At 74.7% G+C, this 20612-nt stretch carries 22 protein-coding genes; 3 read left to right on the top strand and 19 right to left on the bottom strand.

From position 1 onward, the window contains the following. The first annotated feature begins 95 nt into the window (after window positions 1–95). Entirely contained in the window at window positions 96–1079 is a 984-nt protein-coding gene (locus O7633_RS28285) for a tyrosine recombinase XerC (protein WP_282328670.1), read from the top strand. A gap of 88 nt (window positions 1080–1167) precedes the next feature. Beyond that, complete coding sequence (locus tag O7633_RS28280) at window positions 1168–2349, top strand: aminotransferase class V-fold PLP-dependent enzyme (RefSeq protein ID WP_282324561.1); 1182 nt, start codon at window positions 1168–1170, stop codon at window positions 2347–2349. Between the two features lie 212 nt (window positions 2350–2561). On the opposite strand, the gene O7633_RS28275 is transcribed toward O7633_RS28280, so the two are convergent. From O7633_RS28275 to proS, 13 genes are all read right to left on the bottom strand, one after another. Then, on the bottom strand, window positions 2562–3107 hold the full coding sequence (locus O7633_RS28275) for a M23 family metallopeptidase (RefSeq protein WP_282328669.1): 546 nt from the start codon (window positions 3105–3107) through the stop codon (window positions 2562–2564). Window positions 3108–3703: 596 nt separating this feature from the next. Further along, the gene (locus tag O7633_RS28270) at window positions 3704–4027 is read right to left on the bottom strand and encodes a DUF2469 domain-containing protein (protein ID WP_007075222.1); all 324 of its coding nucleotides are present in this window, start codon (window positions 4025–4027) and stop codon (window positions 3704–3706) included. Then, window positions 4024–4836, bottom strand: coding sequence for a ribonuclease HII (locus O7633_RS28265; RefSeq protein WP_074473828.1), 813 nt, complete (start codon window positions 4834–4836; stop codon window positions 4024–4026). Before O7633_RS28265 ends, O7633_RS28270 begins: the two co-directional genes overlap by 4 nt. Beyond that, window positions 4830–5381: an NUDIX domain-containing protein gene (locus O7633_RS28260; RefSeq protein WP_282324560.1), complete on the bottom strand. Its 552-nt coding sequence runs from the start codon at window positions 5379–5381 to the stop codon at window positions 4830–4832. The genes O7633_RS28265 and O7633_RS28260 overlap by 7 nt, the downstream gene beginning before the upstream one ends. A gap of 71 nt (window positions 5382–5452) precedes the next feature. Beyond that, on the bottom strand, window positions 5453–6088 hold the full coding sequence (gene lepB / locus O7633_RS28255; protein ID WP_282324559.1) for a signal peptidase I: 636 nt from the start codon (window positions 6086–6088) through the stop codon (window positions 5453–5455). Beyond that, on the bottom strand, window positions 6085–6969 hold the full coding sequence (gene lepB, locus O7633_RS28250; protein WP_178063791.1) for a signal peptidase I: 885 nt from the start codon (window positions 6967–6969) through the stop codon (window positions 6085–6087). Before lepB (O7633_RS28250) ends, lepB (O7633_RS28255) begins: the two co-directional genes overlap by 4 nt. A 193-nt stretch (window positions 6970–7162) precedes the next feature. Further along, window positions 7163–7519, bottom strand: a complete 357-nt coding sequence (gene rplS / locus O7633_RS28245) for a 50S ribosomal protein L19 (RefSeq protein WP_043962345.1) — start codon at window positions 7517–7519, stop codon at window positions 7163–7165. Window positions 7520–7659: 140 nt separating this feature from the next. Further along, window positions 7660–8448 (bottom strand): tRNA (guanosine(37)-N1)-methyltransferase TrmD, encoded by a 789-nt coding sequence (gene trmD, locus O7633_RS28240; RefSeq protein WP_178063790.1) that lies wholly within the window; start codon window positions 8446–8448, stop codon window positions 7660–7662. A 19-nt stretch (window positions 8449–8467) separates the two neighbouring features. Continuing rightward, on the bottom strand, window positions 8468–9025 hold the full coding sequence (rimM, locus tag O7633_RS28235) for a ribosome maturation factor RimM (protein ID WP_074473824.1): 558 nt from the start codon (window positions 9023–9025) through the stop codon (window positions 8468–8470). Continuing rightward, complete coding sequence (locus O7633_RS28230; protein WP_036374728.1) at window positions 9025–9258, bottom strand: RNA-binding protein; 234 nt, start codon at window positions 9256–9258, stop codon at window positions 9025–9027. The genes rimM and O7633_RS28230 overlap by 1 nt, the downstream gene beginning before the upstream one ends. 1 nt (window position 9259) lies before the next feature. Continuing rightward, on the bottom strand, window positions 9260–9721 hold the full coding sequence (rpsP, locus tag O7633_RS28225) for a 30S ribosomal protein S16 (protein ID WP_074473823.1): 462 nt from the start codon (window positions 9719–9721) through the stop codon (window positions 9260–9262). Window positions 9722–9976: 255 nt separating this feature from the next. Further along, window positions 9977–10624 carry a DUF402 domain-containing protein gene (locus O7633_RS28220; RefSeq protein ID WP_282324558.1) on the bottom strand — a complete coding sequence of 216 codons (648 nt, stop codon included), beginning with the start codon at window positions 10622–10624 and terminating at the stop codon, window positions 9977–9979. A 64-nt stretch (window positions 10625–10688) separates the two neighbouring features. After that, window positions 10689–12095, bottom strand: a complete 1407-nt coding sequence (gene proS, locus O7633_RS28215) for a proline--tRNA ligase (protein WP_282324557.1) — start codon at window positions 12093–12095, stop codon at window positions 10689–10691. A gap of 162 nt (window positions 12096–12257) precedes the next feature. Here proS and O7633_RS28210 point away from each other — a divergent pair, with 162 nt between their 5' ends. Further along, window positions 12258–12848 (top strand): TetR family transcriptional regulator, encoded by a 591-nt coding sequence (locus O7633_RS28210; protein ID WP_278132903.1) that lies wholly within the window; start codon window positions 12258–12260, stop codon window positions 12846–12848. 75 nt (window positions 12849–12923) lie between these two features. Here O7633_RS28210 and O7633_RS28205 read toward each other — a convergent pair whose 3' ends face one another. From O7633_RS28205 to O7633_RS28180, 6 genes are all read right to left on the bottom strand, one after another. After that, window positions 12924–14003, bottom strand: coding sequence for an amidohydrolase family protein (locus O7633_RS28205; RefSeq protein WP_282324556.1), 1080 nt, complete (start codon window positions 14001–14003; stop codon window positions 12924–12926). A gap of 18 nt (window positions 14004–14021) precedes the next feature. Beyond that, entirely contained in the window at window positions 14022–14603 is a 582-nt protein-coding gene (locus O7633_RS28200) for a Uma2 family endonuclease (protein WP_282324555.1), read from the bottom strand. A 69-nt stretch (window positions 14604–14672) separates the two neighbouring features. Further along, entirely contained in the window at window positions 14673–16229 is a 1557-nt protein-coding gene (ffh, locus tag O7633_RS28195) for a signal recognition particle protein (protein WP_178063786.1), read from the bottom strand. Window positions 16230–16411: 182 nt separating this feature from the next. Beyond that, on the bottom strand, window positions 16412–18727 hold the full coding sequence (locus tag O7633_RS28190) for a [protein-PII] uridylyltransferase (RefSeq protein WP_282324553.1): 2316 nt from the start codon (window positions 18725–18727) through the stop codon (window positions 16412–16414). A 14-nt stretch (window positions 18728–18741) separates the two neighbouring features. Continuing rightward, window positions 18742–19080 carry a P-II family nitrogen regulator gene (locus O7633_RS28185; protein ID WP_176734818.1) on the bottom strand — a complete coding sequence of 113 codons (339 nt, stop codon included), beginning with the start codon at window positions 19078–19080 and terminating at the stop codon, window positions 18742–18744. Window positions 19081–19105: 25 nt separating this feature from the next. Beyond that, window positions 19106–20512 (bottom strand): ammonium transporter, encoded by a 1407-nt coding sequence (locus O7633_RS28180; protein WP_074473815.1) that lies wholly within the window; start codon window positions 20510–20512, stop codon window positions 19106–19108. Between the last annotated feature and the right edge of the window lie 100 nt (window positions 20513–20612).

Genomic DNA, 20612 nt, shown 5'->3' with positions numbered 1-20612 from the left:
CGGGCGCGGCGGCGGGCGGCGGGCACGCGGGGCTGTCCCCGGTGAGCCGCGCCGGTCCCGGCAGCAGGGCGACGCACGCGGCCCTGCCCACGCCGATGCGGGAGGCGGTCGACGACTTCGCCGACCACCTGGCCCGGGTGCGCAACCGGTCGGCGCACACCGTCCGCGCGTACGTCGGCGACCTGGTCTCCCTGCTCGACCACGCCGCCCGGATGGGCTGCGCCGAGGTGGCCGACCTCGACCTGGGCGTGGTGCGCAGCTGGCTGGCGAAGCAGCGCACGACCGGGGCCGCCCGCACCACGATGGCGCGGCGGGCCGCCGCGGCGCGCGCCTTCAGCGCGTGGGCGCAGCGCGCCGGGCTGGCCCCCGCCGACGTGGCCGCGTCGCTGGCCAGCCCCCGCGCCCACCGGGAGCTGCCGACGGTGCTCCGCGCCGACCAGGCGGCCGCCCTGATGCGGGCGCCGGCCGGCCCCGGGGCCCCGGCGGCCGGCGCGCCCGCGGCGGGACCCGGTTCCGCCCGGGTCCCCCCGGCCGGGCCCACCGGCGGCGGGGATCGGGAGGCGGCGGTGGCGCACGGGGTGCTGCTGCGGGACCGGGTCCTGCTCGAACTGCTCTACGCCACCGGCGTGCGGATCAGCGAGGCATGCGGCCTGGACACCGCCGACGTGGACCACGGCCGCCGCGTGGTGCGGGTGCTCGGCAAGGGCGCCCGGGAACGGTCCGTGCCGTACGGGGTGCCGGCGCAACACGCCCTCGACGAGTGGCTGCGGGCCGGGCGGCCCGCCCTGGCGGGTCCCGGTTCGGGCGACGCCCTGCTGCTCGGGGCGCGGGGCGGGCGGCTGCACCCGACGACGGCGCGGCGGGTCGTCGCCGGGCACGCCGAGGCCGCCGGTCTGCCCCGGACCACCCCGCACGGGCTGCGCCACTCTGCCGCCACCCACCTGCTGGAGGGCGGCGCGGACCTGCGGGCGGTGCAGGAGCTGCTGGGGCACTCGTCGCTGGGCAGCACCCAGATCTACACCCACGTGTCGGTCGAGCGGCTGCGGGCCGCGTACCGGCAGGCCCACCCGCGCGCCTGAGCCGGCCTCCCGCCCCGGCGGCGGGGGCCCGGCGCGGCCCGGTCCTCGTCGGGGGGCACCGCCCACCGTGCCCGGCTACGATCATCGGATGAGCGCGCCGCAGCCGCCCGACCCCCTTCCCGGTGCCCGGCTGCTCTTCTCGCTGGACCCGGCGGTGAGCCACCTCAACCACGGCTCGTTCGGCGCGGTGCCGGTCAACGTGCAGCGCGTCCAGCAGCGGCTGCGCGACGAGATGGAGGCGAACCCGCTGCGCTTCTTCGGGCTCAGCCTGGTGGACCGGATCACCCATACCCGCCGGCACCTGGCCGCCTTCCTCGGCGCCGACCCGGACGGCACCGCCCTGGTCGGCAACGCCACCACGGGCGTCGCCGTGGTGCTCCAGTCGCTGGGCCTGCGCCCCGGCGACGAGGTGGTCACCACCGACCACGGCTACGGCGCGGTCGGCTTCTCCGTCGACCGCGAGTGCCGCCGCACCGGGGCGACCCGGCGCATCCTGCCGGTGCCGTTGACCGCGACAGACGAACAGGTCGTCGAGATCGTCCGCGCCGGGCTGCGCCCCGGCCGCACGAAGCTGCTCGTCGTCGACCAGCTCACCTCCGCCACCGCCCGCCTGTTCCCGGTCGCCGAGGTCGTCGCGGCGGCGCACGCCCACGGGGTGCCGGTGCTCGTTGACGCCGCCCACGCGCCGGGCATGCTGGCGACCCCCGTGGCGGGCATCGGCGCGGACTTCTGGGTGGGCAACCTGCACAAGTGGGGGTACGCCCCGCGCGGCACCGCCGCGCTGGTGGTGGCGTCGCCGTGGCGTGACCGGATGGAGCCGCTGGTGGTCTCGTGGGAGCAGGATGCCGGCTTCCCCGGCAACGTCGAGTGGCAGGCGACCCTGGACTACACGTCGTGGCTCGCCGCGCCGGCCGGCGTCTGGACCCTGCGCAGCCTCGGCGTCGAGCGGGTACGCGCGCACAACGCCGCGCTTGCCGCGTACGGGCAGCGGGTGCTGGGGGACGCGCTGGGGGTGCCGCCGGCCGACCTGCCGGAGCCCGGCGGGCCGACGGTCGCCATGCGGATCGTCCCGCTGCCGGACGGGCTGGCCACCACGATCGACGCCGCCCGCGCGCTGCGCGAACGGATCGCCGAGGAGTTGTCGGCCGAGGTGGCGGTGATGGCCTGGGCCGGTCGCGGCTGGCTGCGGGTGTGCGGCCAGGTCTACAACACCCCGGACGAGTACGAACGCCTCGCCGCCCGGCTGCCGGCGCTGCTCGCCCGGCGCTGACGACCGACCCGTGCTGCCCCCTTCCCGCCATGCCGCCAGACCCTGACGGCCGCGCCGTGCCGGCGGCACGGGGGCACCGTGGGACCGGGCTGCCGCCCTGCCGGCGGCATGGGGGCGCCGTGGGACCCGGCTGCCGCCAGGTCGCCGGCGTGACGCCCGCTGCGGCGAGCGCGACCGGGGCAGCCGAGCGTCCCGGGCCAGGGGGGCGACGGTCAGAGCGGCAGCAGCCGGACGGGGCCGAGGCCGAGCAGCGCCGTCGGGTCGAGGTACTCCTCGCCCCGGCGCAGGCCCCAGTGCAGGCAGGCCCGGTCCGGGCAGCCCGCGTGCCCGGGTTCCAGCCGGCCCAGCGACGCCCCCGCGGCCACCCGGTCGCCGACCCGGACGCCGGGCGTCACCGGCTCGTAGGTGGTCCGCAGCCCGGCGCTGTGCCCGACGGTGATCACCGGTCGGCCGGCGACCTGCCCGGCGTGGAGCACCACCCCGGGCCCGGCGGCGCGGACCACGGCACCCGGCTCGGCGATCAGGTCGACGCCCCGGTGCCCGGGCAGCCACGGCTGCGGCGGCGGCTCGAAGCGGCGGGCGGGTCGCGGCACCCCGTCGAGCGGCCACCCGAAGGCAGGCAGTCCGGAACCTGGGCCGGCGACGACCGGGCCCACCGCGACCGGACCGACAGCGGCCGGACCGGCGACGACCGGACCGGCGACGACGGGGTCGACGGCGACCGGGGTCGGAACGGCCGCACCGGCGACGACCAGGATCGAGGCGACCGGGCCGGGGGCGGCAGCGGCGGCGAGGGCGAGGCCGAGGCCGCAGAGGACGACCCCGGCGGCCGCCGCCGGCCGTAGTCGGTTCGGGGCCGGCGCGCTTCGACGCCGCGTTCGACTACCACGACGGCCCCCGACCCGGCCCGCGCCCCCGGTCCGGCCCGCGCCGGGGCCGCCCGTGCCGTTGCTCCTGTCCGGGCCGGGACCGCCCGGCGCGTGCCTCGTCCGCATGTCCGGCAGCGTGCCGGAAGGCCGGGGTGGCCGCCACCGGCCACGGCTCGCCTGTGGACAGCCGGCGTCGTTGTGGACAACCCCCGCCCGGCCCGATGATCTGCTATGGCCGGTGGGCGCGGACCGCGTCGGGCGGAGCCGGTGGACGCGGCCACCGCCGGCGGGGCGGCGTGGGGGTCGGCGGGGTGGGCTCCGCCGCCCGGCGGGCGGCGGCGGGGCGCGGTGGCGGTGGGGACGGCTGGCGCAGCCGGCAGGGCGCGGATCGGGTGGGGCCCGACGGCTGGCGCAGCCGGGAGGCAGAGCGCGGATCGGGTGGAGCCCGACGCCCGACGCCCGACGGGGCGGTTACGGTGCGGTCGTCAGCCGCCGAAGCCGGAGTCGGCCGGCAGGGAGATGTCGGGCTTCTCCAGCTCCTCGACGTTGACGTCCTTGAACGTCATCACCCGGACATTCTTGACGAACCGGGCCGGACGGTACATGTCCCACACCCAGGCGTCGTGCATCTCGACCTCGAAGTAGACCTCGCCGTCGGAGTTGCGCACGTGCAGGTCCACCTGGTTGGCCAGGTAGAAGCGGCGCTCCGTCTCCACCACGTACGAGAACTGACGGACGATGTCGCGGTACTCCCGGTAGAGCTGGAGCTCCATCTCGGTCTCGTACTTCTCGAGATCTTCCGCGCTCATCGCACTCCGCCTTCCATGACCACATCCTCCCCCACCGGCGCGGGAGGTCGGGGCTGCTCGCCCAACGCCACGCCGACGGTACCCCCTGACACGTCGAAACGCTCCATCGGCTCGACCGGCCGCGCACCCACCGGACGGCGGGATCTGGGTGGCCGCCCGTCCAGGCCGGAAACGGTGGCCACATTGACGTACGAGAACCTGTGTTCCCGGCACGGGCCGCGCTCCCGCAGGGCCGCCGTGTGCTCCGCGGTGACGTAGCCCTTGTGCTCGGCGAAGCCGTAGCCGGGGTACGACGCGTCCAGCTCGACCATGATCCGGTCCCGGGTCACCTTGGCGAGCACGCTGGCCGCCGCGACGCAGGCCGCCACCCGGTCGCCCTTCCACACCGCGAGCCCCGGCACGTCCAGGCCGTCGACGCCGAAGCCGTCGGTCAGCACGTAGTCCGGCCGGGTGGCCAGCGAGGCGAGGGCCCGGCGCATCGCGGCGAGGTTGCACACGTGCAGGCCCCGGGCGTCGACCTCGTCGGCCGGGATCACCACCACCGCGTACGCGAGGGCGCGGGCGACCACCTGGTCGTAGACGCGCTCCCGGCTGGCCGGGGTGAGCAGCTTGGAGTCGGCCAGCCCGTCGATCTCGCCCCGCCGCCCCTCCGGCAGCACCGCCGCCGCGGCGACGAGCGGCCCCGCGCAGGCCCCGCGCCCGGCCTCGTCGGCGCCGGCCACGTGCCGGAAGCCCCGGCGTTGCAGGGCGCGCTCCAGCGCGTACAGCCCGGCCTCCCGGCGCACGACGGTGCGCGGCGGGGTCAGCACGGCGCGCCCCCGGCGGTGGACCCGACGTCGGCGGACCCGGCGGGGGCGGCGGACCCGGCGGGGGCGGGCGGCGGGTCGGCCGGCTCGGGGCGCGCGGCGAGCGCCCGGCGCAGCAACGCCGGCAGGTCGGCCGGGTAGTAGCGCTCGGTCGTGGCCGCCAACTCGTCGAGCGGCCACCAGCGGTGCCCGGTGATGCTGGCCCGCTCGACGGCGTCGAGGCCCGCCGTGTCGACCTCCCACCCCGCCACGCGGGCCAGGAAGAACTGCTGCTCCTGCTCGTAGTAGGCGGCGCCGAACGGGAAGCGGATCCGCTCCTGCTCCACCGGCTCGCCCAGCTCGGCCGGGGTCAGCCGCAGGCCCGTCTCCTCGGCCAGCTCCCGGGCGGCGGCCGCCGCCGGGGACTCCCCCGGCTCCAGCCCGCCGCCGGGGGTCAGCCAGTATCGGTGGTCGGGCCGCGCCGGGTCGTGCCCGGCGAGGAGCAGCACCCGGCCGGCGGCGTCGACGAGCAGCACGCGCGCCGCGCGTCGGGGGGTGTAGACCGTCACCGTCCCAGCCTGCCAGACGCCGCGCCGGACGCCCATGCCCACCCGGGGGCCGCTGGGGTCGCGCGGGCCGATCAGGGGTTGGGTACGTCGTCGAACGACTTCGGCACGGTGAGCCACGTGGCCCGGTCGACCGGCCAGAAGACGGTGAACGCCCGCCCGACCACCTGGTCCTCGGGAATGGTGGCGCTGTCGATGTTCTGACCCGACTGCTGCCAGTGCTCCAGCGAGTCGCCGGACGCCGAGCGGTGGTCGCCCATCACCCACAGCCGCCCCTGCGGCACGGTGATGTCGAACTCCTGGTCGGCGGCCTTGTCCTGCTGGCCGTTGGCCGAGTAGATGTACGGCTCGTCGATCGGCTTGCCATTGATCATGAGCCGTTCCTGCGGGTCGCAGCAGACGACGTGGTCGCCGCCGACGCCGATCACCCGCTTGATGAAGTCCTCGCCGTCGGGGTTGCCGCTCCACTCGGTCGGTGCCTTGAACACCACGACCTCGCCCCGGTGCGGTGACCGGAAGTCGTAGACCAGCTTGTTGACCAGCACCCGATCGTTGATCTGGAGAGTGTTCTCCATGGACGGCGACGGGATGTAGAAGGTCTGGAGCACGAAGGCCCGCACCAGCACCGCTACCAGGATCGCCACGCCCAGGAGGATGGGCAGCTCCTTCCAGAAGGAGCCGCTCTTCTTGTCGGTCTGCTCGTCAATCACGGGTGGAGCCTACGTCGCCGCAGGCGGACCGGCCGCCCGGAACGCGCGAGAACGGACAGCGCGGCCGAGACCGGCAGGAGCAGCAGCACACCGCCCGTGCCGCTGGGCCGCACCGGGGCCAGGGGCTGCCCGGCCGCCGGGGTGGGCCCGGTGACCGTGGCGAAGGTCTCCGGCACCGGCAGCGACGCCCACCGCGACGACGGCCAGACCACCGCGAACGCCCGGCCGACGACGTTCTCGATCGGCACCGGGCCCTGGCAGCGGGCGTCCTGGGAGACGAGCCGGTGGTCGCCCATGACGAAGATCTGGCCGGGCGGGACGACCACCTCGTCGAAGCGCCGCGACCGGCACTCGGCGGGGTTGGGCGGCAGGTCCAGCGGCGAGTCGCGGATCACGTACGGCTCGTCGAGCGGGATGTCGTTGACGGTGACCCGGCCCTGGGCGTCGCAGCAGCGGACCCGGTCCCCGGGCACGCCGATCACCCGCTTGATGAAGTCCTTCTCGCCGGGGCGGCTCACGCCGACCAGGTCGCCGACGGTGCGGCCGAACTTGCCGACGATCCCGGGCTCGGGCTCCTGGACCTCCTGGGCGACCCACTTGTCGGTGCCCCGGAAGACCACCACCTCGCCGCGCTGCGGGTCGCGGACGTCGTAGACGACCTTGTTGACCAGCACCCGGTCGTTGACGAGCAGGGTGTCCTCCATGGAGCCGGAGGGGATGAAGAACGCCTGGAGCAGGAAGGTGCGGATCAGCACCGCCAGGCAGAAGGCGACGACCAACAGCAGCGGCAGCTCCTGCCACAGCGGCATCTGCCGGCGGGACCGTCGTTCCCGCCGACGCCACGGATCGACCGCGTCGCCCTCGTCAAGCGTGCGCACCATGCCACTCCCCGGTTCGCAGAAACGCCACTACCGCCCGGGAGCCTCGACGAGGCCCCACGGGCGGTAGTGGGACGATCCGCGACCACGGCTGACGCCGCGACGCATCGATGCCCGCCTGCGCCCGTGCGACCAGCGTAACCGGGCCGGGCCCGTACGACATCCGCGCAGCTCAGGCGGCGTGGCGAGCGGGAAGTCAGCTAGGCTGCTTCTCGCGGCGCTCCTTGATCTTGGCCTTCTTGCCCCGCAGCTCGCGCAGGTAGTAGAGCTTGGCGCGGCGCACGGCGCCACGGGTCACGATCTCGATCCGGTCGATCGCCGGGCTGTTCACCGGGTAGGTCCGCTCGACACCCACGCCGAAGCTCATCTTGCGGACCGAGAAGGTCTCGCGCAGGCCGTCACCCTGGCGGCGGATGACGACGCCCTGGAAGATCTGGACCCGGGACCGGCTGCCCTCGACGACCCGCGCGTGCACCTTGACGGTGTCACCGGCGCGGAACTGGGGGATGTCGACCCGCTTCGACTGGGCGTCAAGGGCGTCCAGGATGTTCATCGCTGCGTCCTCGTGAGGCTCACGGCGCACCGTCAGTCGGTGCGCGGATGGGTGATTCTGATCCCCGGGTGGCGACCGCGGGCGGCCCCGGTCGAGGATCCTCGCAGCCGCCCGCGGCGCGGGCGGTCACGGCAACCTCCCTACTTTGCCACATCCCCCGCCGGCAGCGGAAATCCGGCCCGGTCCAGGGCCGCCCGGTCCCGTTTGTCCAGGCTCGCCGGGTCGAGCGCGGCGAGCAGGTCGGGCCGGCGGGCGGCGGTGCGGGTCAGCGCCTCGTCGCGCCGCCAGCGGGCGATCCGGCCGTGGTCGCCGGAGCGCAGCACCTCCGGCACCTCGTGCCCGCGCCAGCTCGCCGGCTTGGTGTACATCGGCGCCTCCAGCAGCCCGTGGGCGTGCGACTCGTCGTCGAGCGAGCCGGCGTTGCCGAGCACCCCGGGCAGCAGCCGGGTCACGGCCTCCAGGATCACCAGCACGGCCACCTCGCCGCCGAAGAGCACGTAGTCGCCGAGGGAGACCTCCGTCACCCGCATCCGGGTCGCGGCGTGGTCGAGCACCCGCTGGTCGATGCCCTCGTACCGGCCGCAGGCGAAGAGCAGGTGCGACTCGGCGGCCAGCTCGTGCGCCATGGCCTGCGTGAACGGCTCGCCGGCCGGCGACGGCACCAGCAGCCGGGGCAGGGTCACGCCGTCCGGGGCCAGCTCGGCCGGGGCGAGGGCGTCGAGCGCCTCGCCCCACGGCTCGGGCCGCATCACCATCCCGGGCCCGCCGCCGTAGGGCGTGTCGTCGACCGTGCGGTGCACGTCGTGGGTCCAGCTCCGCAGGTCGTGTACGGCCAGCCGCAGCGTCCCGGCGGCCCGGGCCCGGCCGATCAGCGACAGGTCGAGCGGGGCGAGGTACTCGGGGAAGATCGACACGACGTCGACGCGCATGCGCGGGTGCTCCAGGGGCCTAGAGGTCGAGCAGGCCGCCGGGCGGGTCGACGACGACGCGACCGCCGGCGAGGTCGACCTCGGGCACGATCGCCCTGACGAACGGGATGAGCGCGGTGCGCCCCTCGGGGCGGCGCAGCACCAGCAGGTCGGACGCGGGCGCGTGGTCGATCTTGACCACCTCGCCGAGGTGCTCACCGGCCGGGGTGACCGCCGCCAGCCCGACGAGCTGGTGGTCGTGGAACTCCTCCGGGTCCTCCGGCGGGGCGACGTCGGCGCTGTCCACCCCCAGCAGGGTGCCGCGCAGCGCCTCGGCGACGTCGCGCTCCAGCACGCCCTCGAAGGCGACCAGCAGCCGCCCCTGGTGCCAGCGGGCGGACTCGACGGTCAGCGCGGCCGGGACCCGGAACGGCACGCCGGGGCCGGGGGCCGGGTTGGCCGGCGGCGTCGCGCCCGGCTCGGTAGCGAGTACCGAGCCGGGCGCGAAGCGTGCCTCGGGCTCGTCGGTGCGCACCTCGACGGTGACCTCACCACGGATGCCGTGCGGCTTGCCGATCCGGCCGACGATGAGCCGCATCAGTACGAGTCGACGATGTCGACGCGCACGCCGCGCCCACCGATGGAGCCGATCACCTGGCGCAGCGCCTTGGCGGTCCGGCCGGACCGCCCGATCACCGTGCCGAGGTCCTCCGGGTGCACGCGGACTTCCAGCCGCTTGCCCCGACGGTTGTCGACCAGCCGGACCCGGACGTCGTCCGGGTGGTCGACGATGCCCTTGACCAGGTGCTCAAGCGCCGGACGCAGTGCCATGTCAGGCCTGCTCGCCGGCGGCGTCCGCCGCGGGCTGCTCCTCGGCCTTCGGCGCCTGCTCGGCGGCCGGGGCCTCGGCCTTGGCGGCCTTCTTGGCCGGCTTCGTCGGGGCGTCGGCCAGGCCGGCGGCGGCCTTCGCCTCGGCCTCGTACGCCGCCTTGCGGTCGGCGCGCTCGGCGGCGACCTTCAGCGGCGGCGGGGCCGGCAGGCCCTTGAACTTCTGCCAGTCACCGGTCAGCTCCAGCAGGCGCTGCACGGCGTCGCTCGGCTGCGCGCCGACGGACAGCCAGTACTGGACCCGCTCCGACTTGACCTCGATCACCGAAGGGTCCTCCTTCGGCTGGTACACACCGACGAACTCGATCGCGCGACCGTCACGCTTGGAGCGCGAGTCGGCGACGACGATGCGGTACTGCGGGTTGCGGATCTTGCCCATCCGCAGGAGCCGGATCTTTACGGCCACAGTTGTTTCGCTCCTGTTGCGATCTCACCGGCCCGGTCCGGGCGGTGCACGGGTGAGCGCCGACCGGCACAGTGGGGTTGGGCCGGAGACTGCTCGGTGGACTGGCGACGCGCCCGGGGTAGAGGGCGCCGGACGCGCGCCGGATACCAGCGACCCATTCTGCCAGATCGGGCCGGGATTCCTCACATCGGCCGGCCGGGCCGCCGCCCAGCGGCACCGGAACGCGCGTTTCGCGCCGTTTGTGGTGGTTCGTCGTCAGCGGGCGGGCGGGCGGTCCCAGCCCGGCGGCAGCGCGCTCGGCACGTCCCAGCCGGGCGGCGGGACGAAGTCGCACCAGGTGCCGTCGAACGGGAACTCCCCGGCCTCGGCGCGGGCGATCACCCGCTTCCCCTCGGCCCGGACCGCGGCCTCGTCGGCCACCCAGTAGTGGGCGGGGAAGGCCAGCCGCTCGGCGAACTCCTCCTCGTCCTTCCACTCCCAGGTGCGGTCGGGCCGGATCACCACGTCGAGATCCTGGTCGACCATGTCCACCCCGGCCAGGTCACCGTCGTCCCAGCGCACGCCGGGCTCCTCCAGGTTGACGTACCAGTGGCTGAACCGGCCGGCGGCGTCGGAGAACCACCAGACGGAGTGCGCCTCGCCCACGGGCAGGAACTTCAGCAGCGCCGGCCCGTTCCACCGCCCGTGGGCCAACCGGTACGACGAGGTGATCCACTCGGTGAACGGCACCGCCCGCATGCCGAGCCCGGCTGCGGTCACCTCGTTGGCCACCGGGGAGTCGCGGGCGACGTAGAGCAGCAGGCCGCGCTCGTCGTCGCTGACCACCCGCCCCGTCCGGGCCCAGCCGATCCGGCCGTGCCGGACGTTGCGGTGCACGATCAGCCGGCCGGGCGCGAACCTCATGGCACCGACCCTATCGGTCTGGCTGGCGGCACCGGCCGGCCGCCCTTCTTTCCACGGCGGTGGGTCAGTAGGCGCGGGCCAGGATCGCGACCAGGTCCGGCTCGTCCTCCGAGTCGGGGACGGAGCCGTCGGCGCGCAGCAGGCAGCGCACCGTCACGCCCTGGCCGTTCGCCTCGGCCTCGCCGGCCACGCCGACCGCCGACCACGGCACGCGGGCCCAGCCGGTGGCGGCCGCCTCGATCGCCTCGGCGAGCGTGGCCACCTCCACGGTGCGGGACCGGCGGTGGTCCAGGGCCTGATCGTGCAGGGCGCGCTGGTCGGCCTCCAGGGCGGCCAGCACCGCGCCGACCACGTCGGCGACCGGGGTCGGGGACTTCGAGCCGTCCGTGCGCCGGACCACGACCGCGTTGCCGGCGGCCAGGTCGCGGGGGCCGACCTCCACGCGTACCGGATAGCCACGCAGCTCGGCGTCGACGGCCCGGCGGCCGAACGCGGTGTCGGTGCGGTCGTCGAGCGCGACCCGGACCCCGGCGTCGCGCAGGCCGTCGCGCAGCTTGGCCGCCGCCTCGCCGACGCCCTCGCCGTCCTTGACGATCATCACGTACGCCTGCACGGGCGCCAGCTTCGGCGGGACCCGCAGGCCGTTGTCGTCGCCGTGGGCCATGATCAGGCCGCCGAGCATCCGGGTCGAGGTGCCCCACGACGTCGTCCACGCGTGCTCCCGGCCACCCTCGGCCGAGGAGTAGCTGATGTCGAACGCCTTGGCGAAGTTCTGCCCCAGCTCGTGACTCGTGCCGAGCTGGAGGGCCTTGCCGTCGCCCATCATGCCCTCGCACGTGTAGGTGGCGGTGGCCCCGGCGAAGCGCTCCCGGGCGGTCTTGAGGCCCACCACGACCGGGATGCCGAGCACGTTGACCATCAGGTCCTCGTACGCCTCGTGCAGGATCTTGCGGGCGTACGCGCGGGCGTCGGACCGGGTGGCGTGGGCGGTGTGCCCCTCCTGCCAGAGGAACTCGCTGGTGCGCAGGAACACGCGTGGGCGCAGCTCCCAGCGGACCACGTTCGCCCACTGGTTGAGCAGCAGCGGCAGGTCCCGGTAGGAGTCGATCCACTTGGCCATGAACTCGCCGATCACCGTCTCGCTGGTGGGGCGCACCACCACCGGCTCGGCGAGCTGCTTGCCGCCGCCGTGGGTGACCACCGCCAGCTCCGGCGAGAAGCCCTCGACGTGCTCGGCCTCGCGCTTGAGGTAGCTCTCCGGGATGAACAGCGGGAAGTACGCGTTCTCCGCGCCGGCCGCCTTGATCCGGGCGTCCATCTCGGCCTGCATCCGCTCCCAGATGGCGTAGCCGGCCGGTCGGATGACCATGGTCCCGCGGACCGGGCCGTTGTCGGCCAGCTTCGCCTTGGCGATCAGGTCCTGGTACCAGCGGGGAAAGTCCTCCGCACGGGGAGTGAGCACGCGTGCCATGACCGCACATCCTATGCGCCCCGCCACACGACGCCGTCATCGGGCGCGCTCCCGCCCCGCGCCGTCCCCGCCGGGGCCGGATCGTCACCCGGCGCGGCAAGGGCCCGTTCGGCGGCGCGCGGGCCACGACACCACTCAGGCCGGCCGTAGACTTCGGCCACGATGGGTGAAGTGAGGGACGCCGCCCGGCAGCGGCTGCGCGACGGCATCGTCGACGCCGCCCGGGCGCAGACGATCGCCGAGGGCTGGGACGGCGTGCGGATGGGCGGGGTGGCCGCCGCCGCCGGGGTGAGCCGGCAGACGGTCTACAACGAGTTCGGCACCAAGGCGGGGCTGGCCGAGGCGCTGGCCCGGCGCGAGGTGGACCGGTTCGTCACCGACGTGCGGGCCCGCCTCGACGAGCACGGCGACGACCTGCGCGCGGCGGCGTACGCGGCGATCGCGCACACCCTCGCCGCGGCGGCCGACAACCCGCTGATCAAGGCGATCCTGACCAGCGCCCGGGGCGGGTCCGACGAGCTGCTGCCCTACCTGACGACGCGCGCCGAGCTGGTGCTCACCGAGTCGACCGCCGCGCTGCTGGAGTGGGCCGGCGGCCACCTGCCCGCCGCCGACCCGGCCGCGCTGGCGTTCGCCGCCGACACCGTCGTCCGGCTGGTGGTCAGCCACATCGTGCTGCCCCGCTCCCCCGTCGAGCAGACCGCCGACGCCCTGGCCACGCTGGCCACCCGCCTCTTCGCCCCGCTCCCCTGACCCCCGCCCCCTGGCCCCACGCCTCCCTGGCCCGCGCTCCCCTGACCAGCGCCGCGCGGGGCGGCGCCGCGACGGTCAGCGCAGCACCCGGCCGCGCAGGACGATGCGGCTCGGGGTGCGCACCACGCCCAGGTCGCGGCGGGGGTCGGTGGGATAGACCGTGAGGTCGGCCAGGCCGCCCTCGACGAGGCCGGGGAAGCCGAGCCACTCCCGGGCCCGCCAGGAGGCGGCGGCGAGGACGTCCACCGCCGGCATGCCGGCCTGGGAGTGCAGCAACAGCATCTCCTCGGCGGCCAGCCCGTGATCGATGCCGCCGCCCGCGTCCGTGCCGACGTAGATCGGCACCCCCGCCTCGTACGCCGACCGGACCACCTCGGGGAAGCGGTCGCGCAGGGCGAGCATGTGATCGGCGTACCCGGGGAACTTCGCGCGGGCCTGCTCGGCGATCCCGCCGAACGTCCGGATGTTGATCATCGTGGGGACCAGGGCGGTGCCCTGCCGGGCCATCAGGTCGATCAGGTCGAGGCTCAGCCCGGTGCCGTGCTCGACGGAGTCCACCCCGGCCCGCACCATGATCTCGACGCCCGCCTCGGAGAACGTGTGCACCGCCGCCCGGGCCCCGGCGGCGTGCGCGGCGACCACGGCGGCGGTCATCGTGTCGGCGTCCCAGGCGGGCGCGAGGTCGCCGGCACCCCGGTCGATCCAGTCGCCGACCAGCTTGACCCAGCCGTTGCCGGCGGCGGCCTGTGCGGCGACGGTGGCGGCCACCTGCGGCGCGTCGACCTCGACCCCGATGTCGCGCAGGTAGCGGCGCGGCGGGGCGACGTGCCGGCCCGCGCGGGCCAGTCGCGGCAGCCCCGGGTCGTCGTCGAGCTCGGGGTACGGGTACGGCGAACCCGCGTCCCGGATGGCGAGGACCCCGGCGTCGACGTCGACGTGGGCCGCCGCGCGGGCCTGGTCGAGGGAGGTGATCGGGGCGCCGCCCCGGGCGATGCCGAGGTGACAGTGGGCGTCGGTCAGCCCGGGGAGCACGAAACCGCCGTCGACGATCGTCTCCGCGCCGGGCACCGGGTCGAAGGTGACCCGGTCGCCGACCAGCCACAGGTCCCGGACCTCGTCGTCGGGCAGGAGCACACCGCGCACATGCAGAGCCATGCGCACAGTCCTACCCGATCACTCCCCCTCCGTGGCGAGCAGCCCGTCCCGGCGGACGGTCAGGGCCGGCAGGTCGACGGAGACCTTCCACGGCAGCTCCGTGACGAAGAGGTCCTCGGTGTGGGTGATCTGCTCGTACTCCCGGCCACCGGCGGCGAGCGCGTATTCCGTCAGCGTGACGCGCTCCTGGAGCGGGTCCACCACCCAGTACGACCGGACCCCGGCGTGCGCGTAGACCTTCGCCTTGTCGTACATGTCGCGGAAGGTGGAGGTCGGCGAGACGACCTCCACGGCGAGCAGCGCATCCTCGACGGGGACGGGCGAGCGGTCGGCGTGCCGGCGGCGGATGACGACGACGTCGGGGCGCGGCTCGTTGCGGCGGTCGACCCGCATCGACAGGTCGAAGCTCACCAGGTGTTCCGGCGGGCAGTTGACGCGAAGCGTGAGCAGCAGCTCCACGCACAACTCTTGGTGCAGGGCAGTCGGCGACGGCACGATCAACCTTCCGTTGATCAGTTCGTACGGAAGGTCCTTCGGCAGGTCGCCGAGGTCGTCGACCGTCCACTCGTGCCGTTCGGGCAGGATGGGCGCTGCGGTCATGACATCTCCTCCCAGGAGGCGACGACCACTCTAAGCGTCGAGGCCGTCGCCCACCGTCACCGACACGCGTCAGCGGGGCCGGCCGTCGCCCTTGCCGAACTTGTTAAAGTCGATCTTCGGCAGCTTGAAGCCCGGGGGCAGGCCCTGGCCGCCGGCCAGGTCGCCCGGGTCCAGGCCCGGCGGGAGCTGCGGCATTCCGCCCGGGAACCCGCCCGGCATCCCCGCGCCCGCCCCGGTACGCGGCCGGTTGCCGCCCTTGGTGCCCTTGCGCTTGTTCTTCGGCGACTTGGTCGCCTTGCGCCGGCCGCCGCCGGGCAGGCCCATCATGCCGCCCATCTGCTTCATCATCTTCTGCGCGTCGGCGAAGCGGTTGAGCAGCTGGTTGACGTCCATCACGGTGACGCCCGAGCCGTTGGCGATGCGGGCCCGGCGCGAGCCGTTGATGATCTTCGGGTTGGTGCGCTCCGCCGGGGTCATCGACCGGATGATCGCGGTGACCCGGTCGAAGTGCTTGTCGTCCAGCTCGGCGAGCTGGTCCTTCATCTGCCCCATGCCGGGCATCATGGCCAGCACGTTGGCGATCGGGCCCATCCGGCGCACCGCGATGAGCTGGTCGAGGAAGTCCTCCAGGGTGAACTGCTCGCCGCCCATCAGCTTGGCGGTCATCTTCTCCTTCTGATCGGAGTCGAAGGCCGCCTCGGCCTGCTCGATCAGAGTGAGGACGTCGCCCATGCCGAGGATCCGGCTGGCCATCCGGTCGGGGTGGAAGACGTCGAAGTCCTCCAGCTTCTCGCCGGTGGAGGCGAACAGGATCGGCTGCCCGGTCACCTCGCGCACCGACAGCGCGGCGCCGCCCCGGGCGTCGCCGTCGAGCTTCGACAGCACCACGCCGGTGATGCCGACGCCGTCGCGGAACGCCTCGGCGGTGCGTACGGCGTCCTGACCGACCATCGCGTCGATGACGAAGATGACCTCGTCGGGGTCGACCGCGTCACGGATGTCGGCCGCCTGCCGCATCATCTCGGCGTCGATGCCGAGCCGGCCGGCGGTGTCGACGATGACGATGTCCCGGGCCGCCCGCTTCGCGTGCTCGATCGAGGCGCGGGCCACCTGCACCGGGTCGCCGGTGCCGTTGCCGGGCTCCGGGGCGTACACCTCGACGCCGGCCCGGCCGCCGAGCACCTGGAGCTGCCCGACGGCGTTGGGACGCTGGAGGTCGGCGGCGACCAGCAGCGGCTGGTGCCCCTGGGCCTTGAGCCAGCGGGCCAGCTTGCCGGCCAGGGTGGTCTTGCCGGAGCCCTGGAGGCCGGCGAGCATGATCACCGTCGGCGGCTGCTTGGCGAACTGGAGCCGCCGCCCCTCGCCGCCGAGGACGTTGATCAGCTCCTCGTTGACGATCTTGACGATCTGCTGGGCCGGGTTGAGCGCCTGGGAGACCTCCGCGCCGCGCGCCCGCTCCTTGACGTTCGCGATGAAGCCCTTGACCACCGGCAGGGCGACGTCGGCCTCCAGCAGCGCCAGGCGGATCTCGCGCGCCGTGGCGTCGATGTCGGCGTCCGTGAGCCGGCCCTTGCCGCGGAGCTTGGTGAAGATCCCGGAGAGGCGGTCACTCAAGGTGTCAAACACGCGAACATCCCGTTTGTCAGTGTTTCGGCGGGCACAACGCGACCGGGCGCAGGTGTCCGGCCATGGCTAGGGTAGCCCGCCGGCCGCACCCGCGCTCCGGCCCGCCCGGCACCGCGCTCGCGGGGATCGGCGGTTAGCAGGGGGCCCTTCCTCTACCAGAAGCGTTAACAAGGGGCCCCTCCTTACACCGCAGCGAGGACGGCGGCCTCCAGGCGGGCCCGCTCGTCGTCCGGCGGCCAGCCGCCCACCAGGTAGAACGCGTCCACCACGTCCCCGCCGAGGGTGGAGATCCGGGCCGCGCGCACCTGCGCGCCCGCCTCGTCGAGGGCGCAGGTCACCCGGTAGAGCAGACCGGCCGCGTCGGCGGCGCGCAGCTCCAGCACCACCGCGTCGGTGGCCGCGTCCCGGTGCCACACGACCCGGGGGGCCGCGCCGGAGCCGCGCGCGGCCAGCGCCCGGCCGCGCAGCCGCTGGGTGACCGAGACGTCCCCGGCGACCGCCCGGCGCAGGTCACCGGCGAGCGCGATCGGGTCGGGCGGCAGGCCGTAGCGGGGCTGCACCCGACACTCCACCAGGGCCCGGCCGTCGACGGTCGAGGCGTCGGCGGAGAGCACCTCCAGCCGGTGCAGGGCCAGGCAGCCGGCCACCGTCGCGAGCAGGCCGCGCCGGTCCGCCGCGGCCACCGCCACCCGGTCCCCCGTCAGGTGTACGACCGGCAGCGGCCCGTCGAGCAGCGCCGGGTCGGGGTCGGGCGGGGCGGGCAGCACGCCGGTGTCCAGCGCGGTGCGGACCCGGGCGACCAGCTCGGCGACGAGGCGGCCCTTCCAGTCCGACCAGGCGGCCGGGCCGGTGGCCGCCGCGTCGGCGCGGACCAGGGCGTGCAGCAGGTCGAGGGTGGCGCCGTCGCCGACGGCCTCGGCGACCCGGGCGATGGTCACCGGGTCGGACAGGTCGCGGCGGGTGGCCACGTCGGGCAGGAGCAGGTGCAGCCGGACCAGCGTGCCGATGAGCGCCACCTCGGGCTCGGGCAGGCCGATCCGGGCCACCACGGCCTCGGCCAGCGGCGCGCCGACGGTGCTGTGGTCCCCGGGCAGCCCCTTGCCGACGTCGTGCAGGAACGCGCCGAGCAGCAGCAGGTCCGGCCGGTCCACGTCGCGGGTGTGCCGGCTCGCCTCGTACGCGGCCTGCACCAGGTGCCGGTCGAGGGTGTAGCGGTGCACGGGGTTGTGCTGGGGCAGGCTGCGCAGCCGGGTCCACTCGGGCAGCCAGCCGTCGATCAGCCCGTACCGGTCGCAGGTCTCCCAGGCGGGGACGAGGCCGGGCCCCGCGCCGAGCAGGGTGATGAGCGCGGCGCGGGCCTCCGCCGGCCAGGGCGACGGCAGCGGCGGGCAGTAGGCGGCCAGCCACTCGCAGGTGGCCCGGGCGATGGGCAGCCGCGTGGTGGCCGCCGCGGCGGCCATCCGCAGGGACAGGCTCGGGTCGGGGCGCGCGCCGATGGCGGTGCGGGCCAGCACCAGTTCCCCGTCGTGCTCGACGACGTCCCGGGCGACCGGGCGGCGCGCCGGGCGGGGGTCGGCCCCCCGGCGGCGGGAGCGCAGCCGGTCGGCGGCCCGCCAGGCGTCGTCGAGGGCGTGGCTGACGGTGCGGGCGTCGCCGGCGACGCGGCGCAGCAGCACGTCGCCGTCGTGCGGGGCCACGGCCCCTGAGGCGGCGTCGCCCGCCGGCTGGCGCAGGCCGAGCCGGGCGGCGACGCCGTCGCGTTCCTGGGCGACGAGCCGGTCGACGCGGCGGCCGGCCTGCGCGTGCAGGGCGTCGCGGGTGTCGAGCAGGCGCAGGTGGGCGGCCCGGACGGCGGGGCGCAGCGCGTCGGTGATGCCGGCGGTGGCGATGGCGCGCAGGATGCCCACGTCGCGCAGCCCGCCGGCGGACTCCTTGAGGTCGCCTTCGAGCAGGAAGGCCAGCTCGCCGTGGGCCTGCCAGCGGGCCTCGGTGATCTCCCGCAGGGCGGGCAGCTGGCGGACGGCGGTGCGCCGCCAGTGGTCGGCGGCGGTGCGGGCCAGGGTGTCGGCGAGTTCCCGGTCGCCGGCGACGTAGCGGGCGTCGAGCAGGCCGAGGGCGACCTTCACGTCGTCCTGGGCCACGGAGAGGGCCTCGGCCAGGGTCCGCACCGAGTGGTCGAGCCGCAGGCCGGCGTCCCAGATCGGATACCACAGCTTGGGGGCAAGCTCGTCCATGCCGGGCACCCCGGCGTGCACGAGCACCAGATCGAGGTCGCCGTACGGGGCGCACTGCCGCCGCCCGAGCCCGCCCACGGCGACCAGCGCGATGCCGGGGCGGTCGGGCAGCAGCGGCGTCAGCCACCGGTCGAAGGCGGCGGCCCGCGCCCGGCGTGCGGCGTCCCCGATCCCCCCGGGAACGCCGACGACCTCGTTGACCAGGAGGTCCGCGTCACCGTCGCCGGCGCTGTCCGACGCGTCTCCCCTGATCAACGAGGTCATCTATGCGGGCCGGCCTAGAGGGCGTCCAGGCCGCGTTCGCCGGTGCGGACGCGGACGACGTCCTCGACGCCGGTCACCCACACCTTGCCGTCGCCGATCTTGCCGGTCCGGGCGGCGCTGACGATCGCGTCGACGATCTTCTCGACGTCGATCTCGTCGGTGAGCACCTCGACCCGGATCTTGGGCAGGAACTCGACCGTGTACTCGGCACCCCGGTAGACCTCGGTGTGCCCCTTCTGCCGGCCGTAGCCCTGGACCTCGCTGACGGTCAGCCCGGCCACGCCGAGGGCGTGCAGGGCCTCCTTCACCGCGTCCAGCTGGTACGGCTTGATGACCGCGGTCACCAGCTTCATGTCCAACCCCTCCATCCCAGGAACGTTAACCGGCGACCTTCTCGCTGACCGGCTCGGACTCGTCCGAGGCCGGCTTGGTGCCGGCGCCCGCCGGCGTCCCGATCCCGGCGAGCGCGAAGGCGCTGCCGCCGCCGCTGCCACCGGCCACGGAGAGGTCGTAACCGCTCTCGGCGTGCTCGGCGAGGTCGATGCCCTCGACCTCGGCCTCGGGCTTGAGGCGGAAGCCGATCGTCTTCTCGATCGCGAAGGCGAGCAGCCAGGCGATCCCGAAGGACCAGACGGTCACGATCAGGCCGGCGATGGCCTGGCGGCCGAGCTGGGTGACCCCGCCGCCGTAGAACAGGCCGTCGGAGGCGCCGACCACGTCGGTGATCGCGGAGTTGACCGAGTTGGTGGCGAACAGGCCGAGCCAGAGCGAGCCGATCCAGCCACCGACGAAGTGCACGCCGACCACGTCGAGGGAGTCGTCGTAGCCGAGCTTGTACTTCAGGGCGATGGCGAGGGCGCAGACCGCACCGGCGACGATGCCGAGCAGGACCGCGGCCCACGGGGCGATGAAGCCACAGGCCGGGGTGATGGCGACCAGGCCGGCGACCGCGCCGGAGGACGCACCGACCATGGTCGGCTTCTTGTCCTTGATCCACTCCACCGCGAGCCAGCCGAGCACCGCCGCGGCGGTGGCGAGCTGGGTGTTGATGAAGGCGAGGCCGGCGACCGAGTCGACGGTCAGCTCCGAGCCGGCGTTGAACCCGAACCAGCCGAACCAGAGCAGGCCCGCGCCGAGCGCGACCAGCGGGATGTTGTGCGGCTTCATGCCCTCGCGGGGCCAGCCGAGCCGCTTGCCGAGCACCAGCGCCACGGCCAGGGCCGCCGCACCGGCGTTGATGTGCACGGCGGTGCCGCCGGCGAAGTCCAGCGCGTGGATGTCGCCGCCGATGATGCCGCCGCCCCAGACCCAGTGGGCGACCGGGAAGTAGACCAGCGTGGCCCACCCGAAGGCGAACAGCAGCCAGCCGCCGAACTTGGCGCGGTCGGAGATCGCGCCGCTGATCAGCGCGACGGTGATCACCGCGAAGACCATCTGGAACGCCATGAACACGTAGAGCGGGACCCCGATGCCGCTGGGGTTCTCCGCCGTGGCGCCCCACAGGTCGGTCTCGGCCAGGAAGGTCTTGGTGCCGAGGTACGCCCCCGGGTCGCCCCAGAAGCCGTTCACGTCCGTCCCGAAGGCGACGCTGAAACCGTAGAACCACCACAGAACAGAGATGAGCCCAATGGCGGAGAAGCTCATCATCATCATGTTGAGCACGCCCTTGGCCCGGTTGAGCCCGCCGTAGAACAGCGCCAGTCCGGGCGTCATGAGCAGCACGAGCGCGGTCGAAACCAGCAGCCAAACGGTGTTGCCGCCGTCGATCGTCGGTGCTTCAGGCACGCTGGCCTCCTAAAGGTGAAGTTCCCTCCTTCGCGGCTTCCGGGGCAGCGTCGCCCGTACGCCGGTTGCGCGGAAGCTTGGTCGTCTCCTGTTTCCTTCA

It is taken from the genome of Micromonospora sp. WMMD712 (assembly GCF_029581295.1).
In the GTDB taxonomy this organism is placed as follows: domain Bacteria; phylum Actinomycetota; class Actinomycetes; order Mycobacteriales; family Micromonosporaceae; genus Micromonospora; species Micromonospora carbonacea.
The sequence above is the reverse complement of the archived record's forward strand: the minus strand, read 5'-3'. Positions and strand labels throughout refer to the sequence as shown.